Origin of the sequence: Actinomyces timonensis DSM 23838 (assembly GCF_000295095.1) — a bacterium.
Classification (GTDB): Bacteria; Actinomycetota; Actinomycetes; order Actinomycetales; family Actinomycetaceae; genus Actinomyces; species Actinomyces timonensis.
On sequence record NZ_JH806634.1, the window covers coordinates 400,430 to 420,935 of the forward strand.

Annotated in this window: 19 protein-coding genes and 1 pseudogene; 17 read left to right on the forward strand and 3 right to left on the reverse strand. The window is 72.2% G+C overall.

Annotated elements, in window-relative coordinates; genetic code table 11:
- The first annotated feature begins 277 nt into the window (after positions 1 to 277).
- Together argS and lysA are read left to right on the forward strand one after the other, a co-directional pair.
- Positions 278 to 1,954, forward strand: coding sequence for an arginine--tRNA ligase (gene argS / locus A1QA_RS0112075; protein ID WP_017179167.1), 1,677 nt, complete (start codon positions 278 to 280; stop codon positions 1,952 to 1,954).
- 50 nt (positions 1,955 to 2,004) lie between these two features.
- On the forward strand, positions 2,005 to 3,480 hold the full coding sequence (lysA, locus tag A1QA_RS0112080) for a diaminopimelate decarboxylase (protein ID WP_017179168.1): 1,476 nt from the start codon (positions 2,005 to 2,007) through the stop codon (positions 3,478 to 3,480).
- 65 nt (positions 3,481 to 3,545) lie between these two features.
- On the opposite strand, the gene A1QA_RS0112085 is transcribed toward lysA, so the two are convergent.
- Together A1QA_RS0112085 and A1QA_RS0112090 are read right to left on the reverse strand one after the other, a co-directional pair.
- Positions 3,546 to 4,319 carry a potassium channel family protein gene (locus tag A1QA_RS0112085; protein WP_017179169.1) on the reverse strand — a complete coding sequence of 258 codons (774 nt, stop codon included), beginning with the start codon at positions 4,317 to 4,319 and terminating at the stop codon, positions 3,546 to 3,548.
- A 22-nt stretch (positions 4,320 to 4,341) separates the two neighbouring features.
- A complete protein-coding gene (locus A1QA_RS0112090; protein ID WP_017179170.1) occupies positions 4,342 to 4,989 on the reverse strand; it encodes a TetR/AcrR family transcriptional regulator in 648 nt (215 codons plus the stop codon).
- Between the two features lie 127 nt (positions 4,990 to 5,116).
- On the opposite strand from A1QA_RS0112090, the gene A1QA_RS0112095 reads away from it, so the two are divergent.
- The 13 genes from A1QA_RS0112095 to A1QA_RS0112155 all read left to right on the forward strand — a co-directional run bounded on the left by A1QA_RS0112095 (position 5,117) and on the right by A1QA_RS0112155 (position 19,071).
- Entirely contained in the window at positions 5,117 to 6,667 is a 1,551-nt protein-coding gene (locus tag A1QA_RS0112095; protein ID WP_017179171.1) for an MFS transporter, read from the forward strand.
- Between the two features lie 156 nt (positions 6,668 to 6,823).
- Positions 6,824 to 6,991 carry a hypothetical protein gene (locus A1QA_RS16070; protein WP_154652401.1) on the forward strand — a complete coding sequence of 56 codons (168 nt, stop codon included), beginning with the start codon at positions 6,824 to 6,826 and terminating at the stop codon, positions 6,989 to 6,991.
- Between the two features lie 153 nt (positions 6,992 to 7,144).
- The gene (locus A1QA_RS0112105; RefSeq protein ID WP_017179173.1) at positions 7,145 to 8,467 is read left to right on the forward strand and encodes a homoserine dehydrogenase; all 1,323 of its coding nucleotides are present in this window, start codon (positions 7,145 to 7,147) and stop codon (positions 8,465 to 8,467) included.
- A 2-nt stretch (positions 8,468 to 8,469) separates the two neighbouring features.
- Positions 8,470 to 9,369 (forward strand): homoserine kinase, encoded by a 900-nt coding sequence (gene thrB / locus A1QA_RS0112110; protein WP_026048920.1) that lies wholly within the window; start codon positions 8,470 to 8,472, stop codon positions 9,367 to 9,369.
- 174 nt (positions 9,370 to 9,543) lie between these two features.
- On the forward strand, positions 9,544 to 10,824 hold the full coding sequence (locus tag A1QA_RS0112115; RefSeq protein WP_017179175.1) for a CE1758 family FMN-dependent luciferase-like monooxygenase: 1,281 nt from the start codon (positions 9,544 to 9,546) through the stop codon (positions 10,822 to 10,824).
- A 1-nt stretch (position 10,825) separates the two neighbouring features.
- Positions 10,826 to 11,662 carry a CE1759 family FMN reductase gene (locus A1QA_RS14705; RefSeq protein ID WP_017179176.1) on the forward strand — a complete coding sequence of 279 codons (837 nt, stop codon included), beginning with the start codon at positions 10,826 to 10,828 and terminating at the stop codon, positions 11,660 to 11,662.
- Between the two features lie 351 nt (positions 11,663 to 12,013).
- Positions 12,014 to 14,032 (forward strand): transcription termination factor Rho, encoded by a 2,019-nt coding sequence (gene rho, locus A1QA_RS0112125; RefSeq protein ID WP_026048922.1) that lies wholly within the window; start codon positions 12,014 to 12,016, stop codon positions 14,030 to 14,032.
- Between the two features lie 142 nt (positions 14,033 to 14,174).
- Positions 14,175 to 14,936 carry a YwqG family protein gene (locus tag A1QA_RS0112130; protein WP_167320661.1) on the forward strand — a complete coding sequence of 254 codons (762 nt, stop codon included), beginning with the start codon at positions 14,175 to 14,177 and terminating at the stop codon, positions 14,934 to 14,936.
- Positions 14,937 to 15,164: 228 nt separating this feature from the next.
- Entirely contained in the window at positions 15,165 to 15,377 is a 213-nt protein-coding gene (gene rpmE / locus A1QA_RS0112135) for a 50S ribosomal protein L31 (RefSeq protein WP_017179179.1), read from the forward strand.
- Between the two features lie 114 nt (positions 15,378 to 15,491).
- Positions 15,492 to 16,592, forward strand: a complete 1,101-nt coding sequence (gene prfA / locus A1QA_RS0112140; RefSeq protein WP_017179180.1) for a peptide chain release factor 1 — start codon at positions 15,492 to 15,494, stop codon at positions 16,590 to 16,592.
- A complete protein-coding gene (gene prmC, locus A1QA_RS0112145) occupies positions 16,589 to 17,482 on the forward strand; it encodes a peptide chain release factor N(5)-glutamine methyltransferase (protein WP_051000659.1) in 894 nt (297 codons plus the stop codon). Before prfA ends, prmC begins: the two co-directional genes overlap by 4 nt.
- A gap of 99 nt (positions 17,483 to 17,581) precedes the next feature.
- A complete protein-coding gene (locus A1QA_RS0112150) occupies positions 17,582 to 18,004 on the forward strand; it encodes a GntR family transcriptional regulator (RefSeq protein WP_017179182.1) in 423 nt (140 codons plus the stop codon).
- Positions 18,005 to 18,063: 59 nt separating this feature from the next.
- Entirely contained in the window at positions 18,064 to 19,071 is a 1,008-nt protein-coding gene (locus tag A1QA_RS0112155; protein WP_167320662.1) for a DUF5808 domain-containing protein, read from the forward strand.
- A 42-nt stretch (positions 19,072 to 19,113) separates the two neighbouring features.
- On the opposite strand, the gene A1QA_RS16075 is transcribed toward A1QA_RS0112155, so the two are convergent.
- Complete coding sequence (locus A1QA_RS16075; protein ID WP_017179184.1) at positions 19,114 to 19,485, reverse strand: helix-turn-helix domain-containing protein; 372 nt, start codon at positions 19,483 to 19,485, stop codon at positions 19,114 to 19,116.
- Positions 19,486 to 19,575: 90 nt separating this feature from the next.
- On the opposite strand from A1QA_RS16075, the pseudogene A1QA_RS16835 reads away from it, so the two are divergent.
- Together A1QA_RS16835 and A1QA_RS14715 are read left to right on the forward strand one after the other, a co-directional pair.
- Positions 19,576 to 19,845 (forward strand): annotated as a pseudogene (locus A1QA_RS16835) (transposase); the annotation flags it as partial.
- 130 nt (positions 19,846 to 19,975) lie between these two features.
- Complete coding sequence (locus A1QA_RS14715; protein ID WP_051000661.1) at positions 19,976 to 20,497, forward strand: IS3 family transposase; 522 nt, start codon at positions 19,976 to 19,978, stop codon at positions 20,495 to 20,497.
- The last annotated feature ends 9 nt before the right edge of the window (positions 20,498 to 20,506 follow it).

A 20,506-nucleotide genomic window follows, 5' to 3' on the forward strand; every position in this document is an offset into this window, starting at 1 on the left:
GGGGGTGCGGGCCGGGGCTGGTGGCGCGCCGCGATCGCGTCGACGGCGTCGAGGCCCTCGGCGGCGCGGGGCGGCGGTGCCGCGGCGGGGCCGGTCGCGGGGCGGTCGGCGTGACCAGTCGCGGCGCCGGTCGGGGGAGGAGTGCGGGTGTCCATGGTGCTGACGGGGAAGTTTCGGTTCTCCTAAAGTCTACCCGGCTGGGGGCGCCCCGGCGCGCCCCTGCCCAGGACCTGGCGCCCCCGCGGAGCCCCCGCCCAGGTCCGGTACTCTTGCCGCCGTGACCCCAGAAGAGCTCGCCGCAGCAATCCGCACCGTTCTCACCTCCGCCGTCGATGACGGCTCCCTGGCCCTGGCGCCGGAGGACATCGGGCTTCCCAAGGTCGAGCGCCCGCGCAACCGCGACCACGGGGACTGGGCCACGAACGTCGCCATGCAGTTGGCGAAGAAGGCGGGCACCAACCCGCGTGCCCTCGCGGAGCTCCTCGCCCCCCGTATCGAGGCCCTCGACGGCGTCGCCTCCGCCGAGATCGCCGGTCCCGGCTTCCTCAACATCCGTCTCGACGCCGCTTCCGCCGGCGAGCTCGCCCGCGCGATCGTCACCGCGGGCGAGGCCTACGGCCGCAACGAGACCCTGGCCGGCCAGCACATCAACCTCGAGTACGTCTCTGCCAACCCCACCGGCCCGGTGCACCTGGGCGGGGCCCGCTGGGCCGCCGTCGGCGACTCCCTGGCCCGTATCCTCGCCGCCTGCGGCGCCGGCATCACCCGCGAGTACTACTTCAACGACCACGGCACCCAGATCGACCGCTTCGCCCGCTCCCTGCTCGCCTCCGCCCGCGGCCAGGAGACCCCCGAGGACGGCTACGGCGGCGCCTACATCGCCGAGATCGCCGAGCAGGTCACCGCGGCCGAGACAGCCGCCGGCCGCCCCGCGCCCGCCACCCTGCCCGACGCCGAGGCCGCCGAGGTCTTCCGCGCCCGCGGCGTCGACCTCATGTTCGATTCCATCAAGGCCGAGCTCCACGCCTTCCGCTCCGACTTCGACGTCTTCTTCCACGAGGACTCCCTCCACACCTCCGGGGCGGTGGACCGCGCGATCGAGCGCCTGCGAGAGCGCGGCGTCATCTACGACCACGAGGGCGCCGTCTGGCTGCGCACCACCGACTTCGGGGATGACAAGGACCGCGTCCTCATCAAGTCCGACGGCAACGCCGCCTACTTCGCCGCGGACCTCGCCTACTACCTCGACAAGCGCGAGCGCGGCGCCGACTGCGCCATCTACCTGCTCGGCGCGGACCACCACGGCTACATCGGCCGCATGATGGCCATGTGCGCGGCCTTCGGGGACACCCCCCAGGTCAATATGCAGATCCTCATCGGCCAGCTCGTCAATCTCGTGAGCAACGGCCAGCCCGTGCGCATGTCCAAGCGCGCCGGCACGATCGTCACCCTGGAGGACCTCGTCGACGCCGTCGGCGTGGACGCCGCCCGCTACGCCCTGACCCGCTCCTCCATGGACTCGATGATCGACATCGACCTGGACCTGCTGGCCTCCTCCACCAACGACAACCCCGTCTACTACGTCCAGTACGCCCACGCCCGCACCCGCAACGTGGCCCGCAACGCCGCCGAGCACGGGGTGACCCGCGAGGCCGGCCTCGATCCCGCCGCCCTCGACGATCCCGCCGACGCCGCCCTCCTGGGCGCGCTCGCCCAGTACCCGGCGGTGGTCGCCCAGGCGGCCGAGCTGCGCGAGCAGCACCGCGTGGCCCGCTACCTGGAGTCGCTGGCCGCCGCCTACCACACCTGGTACGGCGCCACCCGCGTCACCCCGCGCGGGGACGACGCCATCACCCCCGGCCACGTCGCCCGGCTATGGCTCAACGACGCCGTCAGCCAGGTGCTGGCCAACGGACTGGGACTGCTGGGAGTCAGCGCCCCGGAGAGGATGTGAGCCCTGTGAGCACTGGGAGCCCTGCGGGCTCGACGACTCCAACGACCCCGATGAGCGCCCCCGCCCAGGCGGCACGCGTCCCCGACGGCGAGGCGCCCCTGGGCTCGCTCGCCTGCCCCGAGCCCGACGCGCGCCCCGACCTGTGGCCGACCACCGCCCATCGCGGCGACGACGGCCAGCTCGTCATCGGCGGGCGCGCCGTCTCCGAGATCCTCGCCGAGGCCCCCACCCCCGTCTACGTCCTCGATGAGGCCGACATGCGCGGGCGGGCCACCGTGTGGGCCACCGCCATGGCCGAGGAGTTCTGGCCCGACTACGGCATGAACGGCGGCGGCGCCTTCTACGCCGGCAAGGCCTTCCTCACCACCCGCGTGGCCCGCTGGATGCTCACCGACGGCCTCGGGATCGACACCGCCTCGCGCGTCGAGCTCGCCGTCGGCCTCGCGGCCCTGCGGGGGGAGGGGGATGGCGCCGAGACCTTCCCGCCCTCGCGCCTGGGCCTGCACGGCAACGGCAAGACCGCCGCCGAGGTCGCCGTCGCCCTCCAGCACCGCCTCGGGCACGTCGTCGTCGACTCCCCGGAGGAGATCGCCTACGCGGCCGAGGCCGTGCGCCACCTGCGCGCCGAGGGCATCTACGACCCCGACGAGCGCGCCGGTCTCATGGTGCGCCTGACCACCGGCATCCACGCCGGCGGGCACGAGTTCATCTCCACGGCCCACGAGGACCAGAAGTTCGGCCTGTCCATCCACACCGGCGCCGCCCGCGCCGCCATCGACGCGATCATCGCCGCGCCCGAGCTCGAGCTGCGCGGCCTGCACTCCCACATCGGCTCCCAGATCACCGACCCCGCGGGCTTCGAGGCTGCCGCCGAGGCCGTCCTGCGCCTGCGCCACGAGGTCGCGGCCGACACCGGGGTGCTGTGCGAGGAGATCGATCTGGGGGGCGGGCTCGGCATCGCCTACACCGGCGCTGACGCCCCCGCGCCCTCGCCGACGCTCCTCGCCCGCGCCCTGGCCGGTGTGGTGCGCCGCCTATGCGCTGAGCTCGGCGACGCCGTCCCGCATGTCTCGGTTGAGCCCGGCCGTTCGATCGCCGGCCCCGCGCAGGTGACCCTCTACACCGTGACCGGCCTCAAGCGCGTCGAGCTGGGGGAGGGGACGAGCCGCCTCTACGTGAGCATCGACGGCGGCATGAGCGACAACCTGCGCCCGGCCCTCTACGGCGCCGACTACACGGCGCTTGTGGCGAATCGCCGACCCGATCCGGCCGTCGGGCTCACGCGTGCGCGCATGGTCGGCAAGCACTGCGAGAGCGGGGACATTGTCGTGCGCGACGTGGACCTGCCCGCGGACCTGGCGATCGGCGACGTGCTGGCCGTGCCCGCCACCGGCGCGTACGGGCGCTCGATGGCCATGAACTACAACCTGTTCACCCGCCCGGGCGTGGCCTGGGTTCGCGATGGCGAGCAGGGATGGGTGCTGCGCCCCGAGACCGTCGAGGACCTCCTGCGCCTGGAGGGCTGAGACCGGGCCGGCGCCGGCTGCCAGGCGCCCCGGGCGGAGACGGCTACGAGGCGCCTGCCGGGCGGCTATGAGCGCTCGCGATCCTGCCCCGGCGCTCCCGCCTGGCCCTGCTGGGTGAGGAGGTCGAGCCTCGCCGTGAGACGGGCGACCTCCCGGTGCAGCGCCTCGACCTGCTCGCGGGTGGCGGCCTCCTGCTCCTCGGTCTCCTCAGCCACGAGCGAGACGATCCAGGAGGCCAGGGTCGCCGTGACGATGCCGATGAGCGCGATCCCTCCGACCATGAGGAGGCCCGCGACCCAGCGGCCGGTCGTCGTCACGGGCGCGAGGTCCCCGTAGCCGACCGTCGTGATGGTGGCGAGCGACCACCACACCGCGTTGCCGAAGGTCGTGATGGTCGCCCCCTCCGCGTCACGCTCGACGTCGAGCACCGCCAGGGCTGCCACGAGGGTGAGCAGACCCACCGCCCCCACGGCGTAGCTCGTGATCCTCCCGCGCAGGGCGCTGCCCGTGCCCTGCTGGATGACGCGGATGAGCGCGATGAGCCGCAACAGGCGCAGGGGGCGCAGCAGCGGCAGGGCGACGGCGGCGAGGTCGAGCAGGTGGGTGGCGAACCATCGCAGGCGCCTCGGTGCGAGGATGAGGCTGACGACGTAGTCGATGGCGAAGGCCAGCCAGATGAGGTCCATCGTCGTCTCAGCGGCCACGCGCGCGGCGCCGTGAAGCCGTCCCAGGACCTCCCAGGCGAAGGCGGCGAGGAACACCACGGCTAGCCCGGTCAGGGGCCAGTCCGTGGCGCGCTTCCATGCGCGCAAGCGGGCGTCGTCGCGCTGCTCAGCCATCCTCCCAGTCTAGAGGCGGGGCTCAGGAGCCGCTCTTGGTCCTGGGCGCGAGCATCTTCGACAATGCCGCAGCGGCGCTGACGACGTCGGAGCTGCCGGTGGAGACGAACTCGATCATGAGCCCGAAGGACGTGGACTGGATGAGCGCGGCGATCTGCTCGGCCGTGATCTCATCAGTGAGGGCGCCCAGGTCCTGCCACCTGCGGCACAGGCGGGTGAGCATCCCGCGCATCTCGTGGTAGCGCCGGTTCGAGCGCGCCTGGAGCTCCGGGTCGCGCGCCAGGTCCCCCCAGATCGCGACGGTGATGAACGGCCAGGCGACGTCGTCGTCCTCCTCGTGCCCCTGCTGGGAGGAGGCCGGCTGCTCGGAGACCCACAGGCTCTCGAGCGCGTCGATGAAGGCCTCCTCGAGGCCGGGCGGCTCGTCCAACTCGGCCAGGGCCTTGATGCGGGCGATGATGGGCAACATGCGCCTGTCGGAGACGGCGTCGATGATCGACTGCTTGCCCTGGGGGAAGTAGCGGTAGACCGTCGATGACGACATCCCCGCCTCGGTGATGACCTCGTCCATCGCTGTGGCGTGGAAGCCCTTGCGGGCGAAGCAGCGCGCCGCCGCGCGCAAGATCCGCTCCCGCTGGCGCTCCCGGTGGGCCTCCGTGACTCGTGGCATGAGCCGAGGATACGGGTCACGACCCTGGTCACGCTTAAAACGAAATGAACGTTGTTGACTCGTCGCGCAGGTGATCCTAGGCTGCGACCGTAAATGGAAACAATTGTTTTGTCATGGAGGTTCTCCCATGTCCCAAGCCGCGACTGCCCCAGAGGTGACGGCTACTGGTCGAGGCAGCCGGCGCCGCATCGTCCTCAGCCTCGTCCTCACCCAGCTCATGATCGTCCTCGACATGACGATCGTCGTCATCGCCCTGCCGCACCTCCAGGCGGACCTGGGCATCACCGACGCCCAGCGCTCCTGGGTGGTCACCGCCTACAGCCTCGCCTTCGGCGGACTCGTGCTGTTCGGCGGCCGGCTCACCGTCCTCCTGGGGATGCGGCGCTCCTACCGCATCGGGCAGCTCGGATTCGCCGCAGCGAGCCTCGCCGCGGGTCTGGCCCCCTCCTTCGCGGTCCTCGTGACGGCGCGCGCCCTCCAAGGCATGTTCGCCGCTCTCCTCGCGCCCACGAACCTCGCCCTCGTCAACGCGGTCTTCATCGAGAAGCGCGAGCGCGACCGCATCTTCGGCGTCTTCGGGGCCACCGCGGGTCTCGGCGCGGCCGCCGGCCTGCTCATCGGCGGCGCCCTGACGGACTGGCTCTCCTGGCGATGGTCCCTCTACATCAATGTCGGCATCGTCGCCTGCTCCCTGCTCGTCGGCAGCCGCCACCTGCCAGCGCGCGGCAAGGGCGACGGCGTCGGACGCGTGGGCGATGATCACGTCGGCCTCCTCCTGGGCTGCGGGGCCTGCTTCAGCGTCGTCTTCGGCCTCGACCGCGCCGAGCAGGGCGGATGGCGCACCACCGCCACCATCGCCTGGCTCGTGGCGGGAGCGGTCCTCGCCGTCGCCTTCATCGCGCGCGAGCGCCTGGCGGCCAGCCCTGTCCTGCCGCTGTGGCTGCCCTCCGACGCCACGCGGGCGGGTGCCTACGCCTCCCAGTTCATCATGGGCGCTGCCCAGATGGGCTCCTTCATCGCCCTGACCTACTACGTCCAGCAGCACCTCGGCTACTCGCCGGTCACGGCCGGCCTGGCCTTCCTGCCGCTGAGCGCCGCGCTCATCATCACAGCCGTGATGGCCGGGCAGTTCCTCGTGCCGCGACTGGGGGCGGGCGGCATGATCCCGCTCGGGTTCGCGGTGCAGGCGGTCTCGTTCATCATCCTGTCCCGCGTCGCCGTGGACTCCTCCTTCGTGAGCATCGCCCTGCCCGGCACGATCGTCTTCGGTATCGGCATGGGCCTGGTCAACCCCGTCACCTTCAACGCCGGCACGCACCGGGTGCCCGAGCGCCATATCGGCCTGGCCTCGGCGCTGCTCAGCGCCGCCCAGCAGATCGGCGGCTCCTTCGGCGTCGCGCTGCTGACCACCTACGCCTCGCGCACTGGGCATGACTATGCCGCCAGTCATGCCGACGCCGTGCGCGCCACCGGCGTTCGCGAGCTCATGGAGGCGGGCGCGACCCCGGACTCCCCGCAGGGCCAGGCCATCATCGCGCGCCTGACGGCCGGTCTCGCCGACGCCTCCCGCATCCATGCCTACTCCTCGAGCTTCACTCTCCTGGCCTGCATCGTGACGGGGTCCGCCGTCATCATGGTCGTCGCTGTTCTCGCCCTGCGCCGTCGCCGGGGGCGGTGAGGCGCCTGCGACGGGACCCGGTCGGGGCGGCGCCCGCCGGAGGATGAGGGACATGGCGCCCGGGCGCGCATCCTCCTGGAGGATGAGCGTGGCACGCGGGAGGATCGGCCGACCGGCGTATGCGCGAGATGTGAGGTGAGCCATAGGCTTCCTGCTATGAGCGCCGCACTGTCATCAATGGAGATGGAGCCTCCTGCCGCGCACCGCGCCGATGATCTTCGGCCCTACGACGCGGTCGGTCTCCTCGCCTCCCTCACCAGGGCCCTGCCCTCCTTCCGCCGCCTCCTGGGGGCGAGGAGCGCCCCGCCCCGCCGCGTGAGATGAGCCCTGCGGCGCGGGCCCGGGACCCCTATGCTGGGCGGGACCGGCTCGCGTCGGATCCGGGCCGCCAACGGCCCATCGCCCGGGCGAACCGCGCCCTGAGGGCACCCGACGCCGCGCCCCCGCCCCGCGCCCCCGAGAACCAGGTGGTCAGACGTGACTGAGAACCCCCAGCGGCCCGCACCGCGCGCCCTCACCGTCGGCGTCCTCGGCGCCGGCACCGTCGGCAGCCAGGTCATCCGCCTCCTTGGCGAGCAGGCTGACGACTTCGCCGCCCGCTCCGGCGCCCGCCTGGAGATCACCGGCGTCGCCGTGCGCGACGTGGGCGCCCCGCGCGACACCGACTTCCCCCGCGAGCTCCTCACCGACGACGCCACCGCCGTCGCCACCGGCAACGACCTCGTCATCGAGCTCATCGGTGGCATCGAGCCCGCCCGCACCCTCATCCTGGCAGCCTTCAAGGCCGGCGCCTCCGTCGTCACCGGGAACAAGGCCCTCATCGCCGCCCACGGCCCTGAGCTCTACGCCGCCGCCGCGGCCGCCGGCACCGACTTCTACTACGAGGCCGCCGTCGCCGGCGCCATCCCCGTGGTCTACGCCCTGCGCGAGTCCATGGCCGGGGACCGCGTCACCTCCGTGCTCGGCATCGTCAACGGCACCACCAACTACATCCTCGACGAGATGAGCACCAAGGGCCTCGGCTTCGAGGAGGCCCTCGCCGCCGCCCAGGCCCTCGGATACGCCGAGGCCGACCCCACCGCCGACGTCGACGGCCTGGACGCCGCCGCCAAATGCGCCATCATCGCCTCCCTCGCCTTCCACACGAGGGTGGGCATCGACGACGTCGACGTCACCGGCATCCGCTCCATCACCGCCGACGACATCCGCGAGGCCCACGCCTCCGGGTGCGTCATCAAGCTCCTGGCCGTCGCCCAGCGCCGCGAGGACGACCACGCCAACGGCGTCTCCGTGCGCGTCCACCCCGCCCTCGTCCCCGAGGCCCACCCCCTGGCCTCCGTCCACGGCGCCTTCAACGCCGTGCTCGTCGAGGCCGAGTCCGCCGGCCGCCTCATGTTCTACGGGCAGGGCGCGGGCGGCGCCCCCACCGCCTCCGCCGTCCTCTCCGACGTCGTCGCCGCCGCCTTCCACCGCGTCGGCGGGGGAGAGGCCCCCCGCGAGCTCGCCTACGCCGACCTGCCGATCCTCGGCCCCGAGTCAGCGCTCACCCGCTACCAGATCCAGTTGCGCGCTGTCGACGCCCCCGGCACGCTCGCCGCGATCATGCAGGCCATGGCCGACCACGGCATCTCCATCAACTCCGTGCGCCAGGCCTCCTACGTCTCCGACGACGCCGAGCCCCTCGTCACGGTCGTCACCCACCCCGCCGCGGTCCTCCACCTCGACCAGGCCGTCGACGCGCTGCGCGGCATGGACCAGGTCCGCGAGGTCGTCTCCGTCCTGCGCGTCGAGGGGGAGTGACCATGCGCATCGCCCACGAGGAGGCGCGCGTCCGCGTCCCCGCCACCACCGCCAACATGGGGCCCGGCTTCGACTCCTTCGGCATGGCCTTCCGCTTCTACGACGAGGTCAGCGTCCGCCCCATCATCGGCGAGACGAGCGTCATCGTCGAGGGCGTGGGGCAGGGCGTCGTCCCCACCGATGATGACAACCTCGTCGTGCGGGCGCTCCGGGCCGGGCTCGATGCCGCGGGCGCCCCCCAGGCCGGCTTCGAGATGCGCTGCGTCAACCGCATCCCCCACGGCGGGGGGCTCGGCTCGTCGGCCAGCGCCGCCGTCGCCGGCCTCATGCTCGCCCGGGGCCTGCTCTCCGATCCCGGGGCCCTGCCCCTGGACGCCGTCTTCTCCCTGGCCACCAGCTTCGAGGGGCATCCCGACAACGTCGCCCCCGCCGTCTACGGCGGCGCCACCGTCGCCTGGATCGAAGCTGACGGCACCCCCCGCTCCGCCCCCATGCCCGTGGACGGCTCCCTGCCCGTGACGATCCTCGTGCCGCCCCCGGCCACGCGCCTGTCCACCGAGGAGGCCCGCCGCGTCCTGCCCGACGCCGTGCCCCGCGCCGACGCCCTGTTCAACACCTCCCGGGCCGCCGTCCTCATGCTCGCGCTCGCCGGGCGCCCCGACCTGCTCATGGCCGGCACCGAGGACCGCCTCCACCAGGAGTACCGCCGCGATGTCCTGCCCGGGTCCATGGCCGTCATGGACTCCCTGCGCGAGCAGGGCTACCCGGCGGTCATCTCCGGGGCCGGCCCCACCGTCCTCGTGCTGGCGCGCCTGGCCGACCAGACCCGCTTCACCCTGGAGCAGCACGGCTGGCAGGTCCTCATCCCCGGCATCGACACCGAGGGCGCCCGCCTCCTGTGACCGAGACCGGGCGAACAGCACCGCGAAACCGGGCGAACAGCACCGCGAGACCGGTTCGCGCGCGCTCTTCCGGGCTGTGATCGACGAGCCACACACAGATAGTTGCATCATCAACTAAATCGGTTAGAGTCGGGGCATCACGCACAGGCGTGAGAGCCACGAAAGGACAGCGCCATGAGCAGCGCGCAGACCACCCCGGGCGCGGCGCCCGCCACAACCGCCGCCGGCAGCCAGGCCCCCGCCTCTCCGGCCCAGGCCCCCGCCTCCAATGCCCCCACACCCCAGGCCCCCGCGCCCCGCAACCGGATGCACTTCGGCATCTTCACCGTCGGGGACATCGTCGCCGACCCCGCCACCGGCCGCGCCCCCAGCGAGCACGAGCGCATCAAGAACACGATCGAGATGGCCGTGGCCGCTGAGCAGCTCGGCCTCGACTTCTTCGGCACCGGCGAGCACCACAATCCGCCCTTCGTCCCCTCCTCCCCGGTGACGCTGCTGGGCACCATCGCCGCGCGCACCTCCCGCCTCCTGCTGTCCACCGCCACCACCCTCATCACCACCAACGACCCGGTCCGTCTGGCCGAGGAGTACGCCTACCTCCAGCACGTCGCCGACGGCCGCGTCGACCTCATGATGGGGCGGGGCAACACCGGCCCCGTCTACCCCTGGTTCGGCAAGGACATCCGCAAGGGCATCTCGCTCGCCGTCGAGAACTACGACCTCCTGCGCCGCTTGTGGCGCGAGACCAACGTGGACTGGGAGGGCGAGTTCCGCACGCCCCTGACGGACTTCACCTCCATGCCCCGCCCTCTCGACGGCGCCGCCCCCTTCGTCTGGCACGGCTCCATCCGCTCGCCCCAGATCGCCGAGCAGGCCGCCTACTACGGCGACGGCTACTTCCACAACAACATCTTCTGGCCCCTCGACCACACCAAGCGGATGGTCGATCTCTACCGCCAGCGCTTCGAGCACTACGGCCACGGCAAGGCCGAGCACGCGATCGTCGGGCTCGGCGGCCAGTTCTTCGCCGCGGAGTCCGAGGCCAAGGCCGTCGAGCGCTACACCCCCTACTTCCGCTCCAGCTACGTCTACCAGGGCGCCTCCTTGGAGGACATGACCGCCCACACGCCGCTGACGGTCGGCACGCCCGAGCAGATCGTCGAGCGCTACCTCACCTACCGCGACGCCGTCGGCGACTACCAGCGCCAGGGCTTCCTCATCGACGCCGGGGGCGCCCCGCACTCGGTGGTCATGGAGCAGCTCGAGATCCTGGGAACCCAGATCGTCCCCGCCCTGCGCGCCGAGCTCGAGGGCTCGCGCCCCGACGGCGTCCCCGACGCCCCGCTCCACCCCCGCCACGAGGCCACTCTCACCGGCGGGCAGCCCCCGGCCGAGGAGCCCTTCGAGCTGGTCAACGACTTCGACCCGCTGACGGGCCGGAAGGTGAGGATCTGACATGGATGAGCAGAGACTGGGCCCGCGGGACCAGAGCCCGCAGCGCCACATCCCGCAGGACCAGGGCGCGCCCCGCACGGCCCTCGGCCGGGACTACGGCGAGATGGCCGACGCCTACGAGCACACCCAGATGGATCGCATCCCACGGCTCGTCGCCGTCCACGCGGGCCTGGGAACGCCGTCGACCTCCGCGATGCTCGCCGACCGCCTCGTGGAGGCCACCCGCGCCGCCCTGGAATCGCAGGCGCGCCTGGCCACCACCGAGGTCATCGCCCTGCGCCCGCTCGCGGCCGAGATCGCCCTGGCCGGCGTCGGCGGCCCGATCGGCGAGAGCCTCCAGGCCGCCATCGACTCGCTGTCCAGCGCCGACGGCGTCATCGCGGTCAGCCCCGTCTTCCAGGGCTCCTACACGGGCCTGTTTAAGGGGTTCTTCGACGTCATCCCCGACGGCGCCCTGCGCGACGCCCCCGTGCTCATGGGCGCCACGGCCGGCACGGCGCGCCACAGCCTCGTCACCGAGATGGCTCTGCGGCCCCTGTTCACCTACCTCAAGGCGCGCCCGACGACGCTCGCGGTCTTCGCCGCCAGCGAGGACTTCGGCGCCGCGTGGGCCGAGGGCTCCGACGGCGACGGCGCCCACCGCGAGGCGCCCCTGGCCGACCGGGTCGCCCGGGCGGGCGCTGAGCTCGCCGAGCTCATGACGCGCCTGAGCCGTCAGGCCCCGGTGGACGCGCTCGCCGATTTCACCCCGATGACCGACCTCCTGCCGGGGCGGCCGCGCGGCGGGGAGGCCTCGCGCGGTGGGGGAGACGCGGGCGGCGCCGGCCCCGCGGCCTGAGCTCCCCCGCCCCGCTCTTGCGCCCTCAAACTGCGAGGATGAGACCGCGGGAGCGGGGTGAGACAGTTTGTGCGGGCCGAGGGCGCGGGAGCGGGGAGTCCCCACGGTCGCGGCCCGCCGCGTGTTGGCGGCCCGCACTGGGGGCGGGCGCCAATCCCTGCTATGCTGCGTGCAGCGGCCGAGCCATAGCGCCTCCCCGTGGCGACGCAGCCAGCCCCGCCGCCAGCACTGAACCACCGGACCGAGGGAACACCCTGGCACCGCGCAGTGCAGCACTTCTCCCGTGAATGAATCCGGGATCCTTCCCCATCCGCGCGCAGTCATCGCGCGCGCCACACCATGAGGACACTCGTGACTGAGACTTCCAGCGCCCCCGCCCTGACTGCAATGCGCCTGGCCGAGCTGCAGCAGCTCGCCTCCTCGATGGGCCTCAAGGGCACCTCCCGTATGCGCAAGAGCGAGCTCGTCGCCGCGATCCGCGACGGCGGAGCCCCCGCGGCGCAAGCGCCCACCGCTCCCAGCGCCAAGGACGGCGCCGCCCCCGAGCCCACCAGCGCCCCCGAGCGGGCCCATGCCCCCGCCGAGGCCCCCTCGCAGGGTGCCTCCCGCCCGCGCCGTCGCCGCGCCACCGCTGCCGCTGGCGCCCCGGGCGACGCCCCCGCCTCCCTTGAGCTCGACCTCCCCTCCCGCTCCGAGCGTGGGGGCGAGGAAGCCCCCTCCCAGAGCTCCGACGACGAGCGCCGTCCCCGTCGCGAGCGCGCCGAGCGGGCCGACCGTTCGGATCGCGCCGACCGTTCGGATCGCGCCGACCGTTCGGATCGCGCCGACCGCTCTGAGGAGGGCTCGCGCCGCCGCCGCCGCGCCGAGAGGGACCAGCGCTCCTCCGACGCCCCCGATTCCCCCGAGGACCACCTCGACGCCAAGGCCGCGCTCATGCGCGATCTGGCCGACGCCACCGGCACCGCCGCCGTCGAGCCCGCCGAGCGCGGCCGCCGTGAGGACCGCTCCGAGCGGGAGGGTCGTGACGGCGAGGAGGAGGGCCGCTCCGGGCGCCGTCGCCGTGGCCGCAAGCGCGGTCGCGACCGCTACGAGGACGACGGCGATAACCGTGACAACCGTGGCAACCAGCAGGGCAAGCAGCGCGCCCCCCGCGAGGACGAGGTCCTGCTCCCCGTGGCGGGCATCCTCGACGCCTCCGACCCGAATCGCGCCTACCTGCGCACCTCCGGCTACCTCCCCGGCCCGAAGGACGTCTACGTCTCGGCCGCCCAGGTCAAGGAGTATGGCCTGCGCCCGGGCGACGCCGTCTCCGGCTGGGTCCGCGAGGGCGGCGAGTCCGCGCAGTTCGGCGGCGGCCACGGCGGGCGCCAGAACCGTCGGCAGAACCGCGCCAACCGCGTGAAGTACAACCCGCTGGTCTCCGTGGAGACGATCAACGGCATGGACCCCGAGCGCTCGAAGCGCCGTCCGGAGTTCGTAAAGCTGACCCCCCTCTACCCCCAGGAGCAGCTGCGCCTGGAGACGACGCCGAAGGCCGTCACCCCGCGAGTCATCGACCTCGTCTCCCCGATCGGCAAGGGCCAGCGCGGGCTCATCGTCTCCCCGCCCAAGGCCGGTAAGACGATCGTCCTCCAGCAGATCGCCAACGCCATCTCCGTGAACAACCCGGAGGCCCACCTCATGGTCGTGCTCGTCGACGAGCGCCCCGAGGAGGTCACCGATATGCAGCGCACGGTCAAGGGCGAGGTCATCGCCTCCACCTTCGACCGTCCCGCCTCGGACCACACGATCGTCGCCGAGCTCGCCATCGAGCGCGCCAAGCGCCTCGTGGAGCTGGGCCAGGACGTCGTCGTGCTCCTGGACTCCATCACGCGCCTCGGCCGCGCCTACAACCTGGCGGCCCCCGTGTCCGGGCGCATCCTGTCCGGTGGTGTCGACGCCGCGGCCCTCTACCCGCCCAAGCGCTTCTTCGGCGCGGCGCGCAACGTGGAGAACGGCGGGAGCCTGACGATCCTGGCCACCGCCCTGGTGGAGACCGGCTCGAAGATGGACGAGGTCATCTTCGAGGAGTTCAAGGGCACCGGCAACATGGAGCTCAAGCTCTCCCGCCAGCTCGCGGACAAGCGCATCTTCCCGGCCGTGGATGTGGCCGCCTCGGGCACGCGCCGCGAGGAGCTGCTCATCGATCCGGCCCAGCTCAAGATCATGTGGCGCCTGCGCCGCCTCTTCGCTGGCCTGGAGCAGCAGCAGGCCCTCGAACTCGTGCTGTCCAAGCTCAAGGACACCCAGTCCAACGCCGAGTTCCTCATGGTCATCTCCAAGACGACGCCGTCGGGCACCTCCCTGGCGGATGCCGACGACGGCGAATGACGCGCTAAGGCGCGGTCCCCGGCTTCAGGGGGTGCGCAGCACAGCGGATGGGCCGGTCCTCCTCAAGGAGAGGAGGACCGGCCCATCGCTCGGCGAGCCAGGCGGGAGACGGCGCGCCCGCCTGGGCCGAGGGCGTCAGTTCTTGCCGCGCGGCGACGAGCCCGCCCGCGAGGGGAAGATGTTCCACACGGCGTCGGCACTGGGAGGAGTGCCGTACCTGCCGCCGGGGGCGGGCGTGCCCACCGGCCCCCACGGCCAGCTCGCCCACCTCGCCCAGTTCCGCCTGGAGGACCTACCCGCCAACGACTTCCTGCCAGGCGACGGGATGCTCCAGTTCTGGATCAACCGGTACGACGACTACGGCATGAATGACGACGACCTGCACGCCTGCGACACCGCCGTCATCCACTTCCCGGTGATCGACGAGTCCGTCACCCACGAGGACGTCCTCACCCGTTACCGGCCCATCGACCGCGACGCTGGCGACTACTCGCCCTTCTTCGACCCGCGCTCCTTCGCCCTGGAGATCACCGCGACCAGTCAGCCCATGAGCCAGAGCCTGCGCGCCTTCGACAAGGTGTTCGTCCCCGCCTACAACCGACAGTTCCCGGACGCCCCCATCAGCTCGCACGACGACTGCTGGGACATCTACCCCGACGGCTTCCCCGACTCCGGCGCCTTCAGCGGCGAGGGTCACCGCCTAGGCGGATATCCCAGCCTCCTCCAGGTCCAGGAGCCGCCCGGCTACCACGGGCTCGAGTTTGACGCCGTGCTCCTCCTCCAGGTCGACTCCGACGAGCACATCATGTGGTGGGATCGAGGGGTGGCGAGTTTCTGGATCACGCCCGCGGATCTGGCTGCCGGGGACTTCTCCCGCGTCGCCTTCTACATGGACACCTGGTGAGGCGGGGGAGCGGCGCTCGAAGGTCCTTCCCCCCTCGCGCCCGCGCCTGCACGGCTCGCGCATCCTTCGCGCATTGCTCTTCCGACGTGCCGCTCTCAAGGGGTGCCCGGACTCACGGGGCCTCGCGTTGTGCTGGCGGGAGGCGCGGCGGCATAATCGCCCCCGGTATCCGGTTCACCTCCGCGCCCGCGGGGGACCCGGGGCCCTCTGATCGCTAAGGAGACTCCTATGAAGCAGGGCATCCACCCCGAGTACGTGGCCACCACGGTCACGTGCACCTGTGGCAACACCTTCGAGACCCGCTCGACCGTCACCTCCGGTGAGATCCGCGTCGACGTGTGCTCCGCCTGCCACCCGTTCTACACGGGCAAGCAGAAGATCCTCGACACCGGCGGCCGCGTCGCCCGCTTCGAGGCCCGCTACGGCAAGCGCAAGAAGTAAGCATCCTGCCCGACGCCGGCGCCCGGCTCCCCGAGAGCCCGGCGCCGGCGTCGTCGCATTCCGGCAGACGCCACCGCATCAGCCCACTGGCCCGAGCCCCACGAGAGGACCACCATGAGCGAGGACTTCAGCGCCGTCGAGCCGCTGCTCGCCGAGCACGCCCAGCTGGAGGCCGAGATGGCCGGCCCCGCCGCCGCCGACCCCGCCGCCATGCGCCGCCTCGGGCGGCGCTACGCAGAGCTCGGGCAGGTCGTCGCCGCCCACCGCGCCTGGGCCGCCGCCCGCGCCGACCTCGACGACGCCACCGAGCTCGCCGCCGCGGACCCCGACTTCGCCGCCGAGATCGCAGGCGAGCTCCCCGCCCTGGGGGCCGCCGAGGCCGAGGCCGCCGAGCGCCTGCGCCAGGTCCTCGTCCCCCGCGACCCCGACGACGCCCGCGACGTCATCATCGAGGTCAAGGCCGGGGAGGGCGGGGAGGAATCCGCGCTCTTCGCCGCCGACCTCGCCCGCATGTACACCCGCTACGCCGAGCGCATGGGCTGGAGCGTCTCCATCATGGACTCCACCGACTCCGACCTCGGCGGCTACAAGGACGTGCGCCTGGCCATCAAGGCGCGCGGCGCCGTCGAGCCCGCCGACGGCGTCTGGGCGCGCCTCAAGTACGAGGGCGGCGTCCACCGCGTCCAGCGCGTCCCCGTCACCGAGAGCCAGGGCCGCATCCACACCTCCGCCGCCGGCGTCCTCGTCATGCCCGAGTCCGACGACCCCGGGGAGCTCGAGATCGACCCCGCGGACCTGCGCATCGACGTCTTCCGCTCCTCCGGGCCCGGCGGGCAGTCCGTCAACACCACCGACTCCGCCGTGCGCCTCACCCACCTGCCCACCGGCATCGTCGTCTCCATGCAGAACGAGAAATCCCAGCTGCAGAACAAGGAGGCCGCCCTGCGAGTCCTGCGCTCGCGCCTGCTCGCCGAGCGCGCCGCCGCTGCCGCCGCCGAGGCCGCCGAGGCCCGCCGCTCCCAGGTGCGCACCGTCGACCGCTCCGAGCGCATCCGCACCTACAACTTCCCCGAGAACCGCATCGCCGACCACCGCACCGGCTACAAGGCCTACAACCTCGACGCCGTCCTCGACGGCGACCTGGGGCCCGTCATCGACTCCGCCATTGCCCTCGACGAGGCAGAGCGCCTGGCCGCCGTCGGGGACCAGGAGTGAGGCTGGGCGTAGGGGGCGATTCCCCCCAGGATCCGCTCGACAGATATGCCCTGCGCCGCTTGGTCCGCGAGGCCGGACAGGCTTTGAAAGAAGCAGGAGTCGCGTCTCCTGAGAGCGATGCCCGAGTGCTGGCGGAGCAGGTGGTGGGGACGTCGCTCGTCATGTGCGACGGCGCGAGCGCCGAAGAGGCAGGGGCTTTCCTGCGCCTGATCGAGCAGCGGGCGGCCCGTGTTCCGCTCCAGCACCTCACCGGGGTCATGTGGTTCCGGGGACTGGAACTGGTGTGCCGGCCGGGCGTGTTCATCGTCCGCCCCGAGACCGAGGTCGTCGCGGGGGCGGCCATCGAGGCCGCGCGTGCGGCCGCGGCATCGGGGAGGCCGCCCCTCGTCGTCGACCTGTGCGCGGGCTCGGGGGCGATCGCCGCCGCCGTGGCCGCAGAGGCGCCGACGGCGCGGGTCACCGCCGTCGAGATCGACGCTGCCGCCGCGGGCCTCGCGTGCGAGAACTGCGAGTGCCTGGCCCCGGGGCGCGTGAGGGTCCTGCGCGCCGACGCCACCGACCCCTCCACCCTGGCCGGCCTCGATGGGACGGTCGACGTCGTCGTGGCCAACCCGCCGTATGTGCCCGCGGGCGCGGTGGAAGACGCCGAGACCGAGGCGCACGACCCTGACCTCGCCCTCTACGGCGGGGGACAGGACGGCCTGATGATTCCGCGCGCCATCGTCTCCCGCGCCGCCGCGTTGCTGCGCCCCGGCGGCGTCCTCGTCATGGAGCACGACGCCGGGCAGGGGAGGCCCCTGCGCGAGGCCGCGCTCGCGGCCGGCTTCACGGGCGCCACCACCGGCACGGACCTCACCGGCCGCGACCGCTACCTGCGCGCCCAGCGCTGAGCGGACCCGATCCGAGCACCTGCGTGATGCCAGGGCCCTTGACGGCCGTGACCCGATCTGTATCATTATTACCAGTACAGATGATACAGGGAGGGTCTGATGGACATCGCGCTGGATCCGTTGTCGCCGACACCGCTCTACCAGCAGATTCGTGACCGCATCGTGGAGGCGATCGCGGCTGGCGAGCTGCGGCGCGGCGACCCGCTGGCCTCGGTGCGCTCGCTGGCGCGCGCCTTCGCGATCAACCCGGCCACAGTGGTCAAGGCCTACGACCTGCTGCGCGCCGAGGGGCTTGTGGCCTCGAACTCGAAATCGGGCACCTTCGTCGCTCGCGACCGCGATGGGCGGGGGCCGTCCGCCGCCTTCGTCGCCGACTGGCAGAGCCGCCTCGTCACCCTTCTGTCCGAGGCGCGCGCGCAGGGGGCCAAGCCTGACCAGATCCTCGCCTGGACCACCACCACGATCCACGACCTTGAACGGGAACAACCAGACCAAGGAGAAGAGTTAGGAGTGCAATCATGAGGTATGTCCTCCTCGCATGTGTGGTAGGCGTTGGCGCGTTGATAGCGCTGGTGCCGTCGATGTCCCGGCCCACGGTCCCCCTCGGCGTCTCCGTTCCCCGTGAGCGCATCACGGATCCGGCGGTGAGGCGAGCGGTCAGTAGATTCCGCCTGGGGGTGGGGGCCCTCACCGCGGCAGGCCTCGTGGCGGGGCTCCTGGGTGATCCCTCCACCGTGTTCGGGCCCGCGATCCTCGGCGTGGTTGTGGGATCCATCGTCGTGATCGCCGTCGCCAGGCGCGGCATCGTTGCCGCCAAGCAGCAGGGGCAGTGGTACGCCGGCCAGCCGGTGCGCACGTCCGCGTCAGTCAGCGGGCCGACGGGCAATCCGCGGCCGGCGTGGATCCTGTACGCGGTAGCGGCCCTCATGGCCGTGGCCGCGCCCCTCTGGCTGCTCGTCCGGTTCGACCGCCTTCCCGATCCTTATCCGCGGCACTGGAGCGTCAGTGGCCCTCCCGACGGGTGGGGTGCGCGCAACCTCCTGGCGGTGCTGCTGCCCTCGGGGTGGCCGATCCTCTTGATCGCCCTGCTCGCGGCGATGATGCTGGCCGTGTCGCGGCGGCGCGCCGTGGCTCCCCCTGACGGCAGTCCGCTGGCCGCGCGGGCCGCGCGCAGGGCGGTGTACGCCGTCGTCCAGAAGGGGGTGGGGTGCATCGCGATCGTCATCGGCGCGGCGAGCCTCGCCAGCGCGATCGTGATCGGCGCCGACCGCCTGAGCGCGCCGCCGGTCATCGTGTGGGTCGAGGTGGCGGCGTTGGCCGTCGTCGTCACCTGGCTGGTGGTGGGGGCGCGCAGGGCGCAGTCCCAGTCGGCCGCGGCGCCCGCCACCGGTGCCCAGTCGCATGACGACGACGCCGACTGGAAACTGGGGATGTTCTACTACAGGCCGGATGACCCGTCCTTCCTCGTGCCCAAGCGGGTGGGTGTGGGGGAGACGATCAACTTCGGCCACCCGGCGGGCAAGATCAGCGCCGTCGTCATCCTCATCATGCTGGTCGCCGCCATCGTGGCCTCCGCGCTCAGCCTCTAGATGGGCGGATAGCGGGCCGCGACCGGTGGCTCCCAGGCGTCGTCAAGCGCTAGGGGCGAGCTCCCGACTGGGCGCGTGAACGGCGGTGATCCACACGTTGATGATGTCGGTCTCGGCCTGGCTGGGGTAGTGCGCGCCGTCGTCAACGGCGTAGTGGTGCTCAACGGCCCAGTGCCAGACGTCATGCCAGGACCAGGCGCCTCCAGCGACGGGGTTGATTGCCTGGGGGAAGCCGCTCTGGCGCTTGCCGGAGGTCCAGGCCTGCACGGCCTGGCGCGTGACTCCGAGGCGTGCGGCGATCTCGCTGCGGGTGACCAGGTCTGGGACGAGTCGGAGGATGCGCAAGCCGCGGGTTTGCAGATCGGTGACCAGCGAGCGCGCCGCGGAGTCGAAGGTGGCGCCCTCGCCGAGCACGGTGACGAACTCGTGGCCGGTGTGGTCTGTGCCGACGGTGCCGTCGTACTCGTCGATGAGTGTTGCGCCCCGGGTTTAGTGGAGGCAGTGATGCAAGGGGGAAAGGAATCACTGTCATGGGGCAGAGGAAGTATCCGATCGGGCTTCGTGGATCGTGCCACGAGGCTGGCTCGGGAGGCTCTGGCGGATCCTGAGCGCGCCAGGGGCGCGATCAAGAGGGTCGCCGATGAGCTGGGGGCCCATCCCGAGGCTGTGCGCACGTGGGTGCGGACCGCTCAGGTCGATGCTGGGCAGCGGCCTGGGACCACCACGGCCGATGCTCAGCGCATCAAGGACCTGGAGCGCGAGGTGCGCGAGCTGAGGCGGGCCAACGAGATCCTGCGCAAGGCGAGCGCGTATTTCGCCCAGGCGGAGCCCGGGCCGCCGGTAGCAGACCTCGTGGGATTCATCGAGGACAACAAGGGGGCTCGGGGCCCGCAAGATCCACGTCATGCTCAACCGTCCCGAGCGAGCTGCCGAGCACGGTCTGGGGCATATCGCCCGGTGCACCACCGAGCCGGTGATGAGGATCCTGGGCATCCAGGGCGCGCGCCGCGCCAGGAAGCCCAGCACCACGATCTGGGCGCCCCGCCAGGAGTGCCCCGCCGATCTCGTGGAGCGCCACTTCAGCGCCGAGGCCCCTAACCGCTTGTGGGTCGCGGATATCACCTGTGTCCGCGCTTTGTCGGGGTGGGCGTGCACGGCGTTCGTGATGGACGTCTTCTCGCGGCGGATCGTGGGCTGGCAGACCAGTGACAGTCTCAAGACCGATCTGGCGCTCGACGCCCTGGAGATGGCCGTCTACCAGCGCAAACGTGATGGTATGGATCTCAGTGGGCTCATCGACCACTGCGACCGGGGTGCGCAGTACCGCGCCGTGCGCTACGGGGCCGCGCTGGACGACTGCCAGGCGGTGGCCTCGGTGGAATCCAAGGGGGGGACTCCTACGACAACGCGATGGCCGAGGCCCTGAACTGCCTGT

Coding starts and splice junctions, on each gene's coding strand:
- lysA (WP_017179168.1), top strand. CDS start 2,005: ATGAGCGCCCCCGCCCAGGCGGCACGCGTCCCCGACGGCGAGGCGCCC.
- A1QA_RS0112085 (WP_017179169.1), bottom strand. CDS start 4,319: ATGGCTGAGCAGCGCGACGACGCCCGCTTGCGCGCATGGAAGCGCGCC.
- A1QA_RS0112090 (WP_017179170.1), bottom strand. CDS start 4,989: ATGCCACGAGTCACGGAGGCCCACCGGGAGCGCCAGCGGGAGCGGATC.
- A1QA_RS0112095 (WP_017179171.1), top strand. CDS start 5,117: ATGTCCCAAGCCGCGACTGCCCCAGAGGTGACGGCTACTGGTCGAGGC.
- A1QA_RS16070 (WP_154652401.1), top strand. CDS start 6,824: ATGAGCGCCGCACTGTCATCAATGGAGATGGAGCCTCCTGCCGCGCAC.
- thrB (WP_026048920.1), top strand. CDS start 8,470: ATGCGCATCGCCCACGAGGAGGCGCGCGTCCGCGTCCCCGCCACCACC.
- A1QA_RS0112115 (WP_017179175.1), top strand. CDS start 9,544: ATGAGCAGCGCGCAGACCACCCCGGGCGCGGCGCCCGCCACAACCGCC.
- A1QA_RS14705 (WP_017179176.1), top strand. CDS start 10,826: ATGGATGAGCAGAGACTGGGCCCGCGGGACCAGAGCCCGCAGCGCCAC.
- rpmE (WP_017179179.1), top strand. CDS start 15,165: ATGAAGCAGGGCATCCACCCCGAGTACGTGGCCACCACGGTCACGTGC.
- prfA (WP_017179180.1), top strand. CDS start 15,492: ATGAGCGAGGACTTCAGCGCCGTCGAGCCGCTGCTCGCCGAGCACGCC.
- A1QA_RS0112150 (WP_017179182.1), top strand. CDS start 17,582: ATGGACATCGCGCTGGATCCGTTGTCGCCGACACCGCTCTACCAGCAG.
- A1QA_RS0112155 (WP_167320662.1), top strand. CDS start 18,064: ATGTCCCGGCCCACGGTCCCCCTCGGCGTCTCCGTTCCCCGTGAGCGC.
- A1QA_RS14715 (WP_051000661.1), top strand. CDS start 19,976: ATGCTCAACCGTCCCGAGCGAGCTGCCGAGCACGGTCTGGGGCATATC.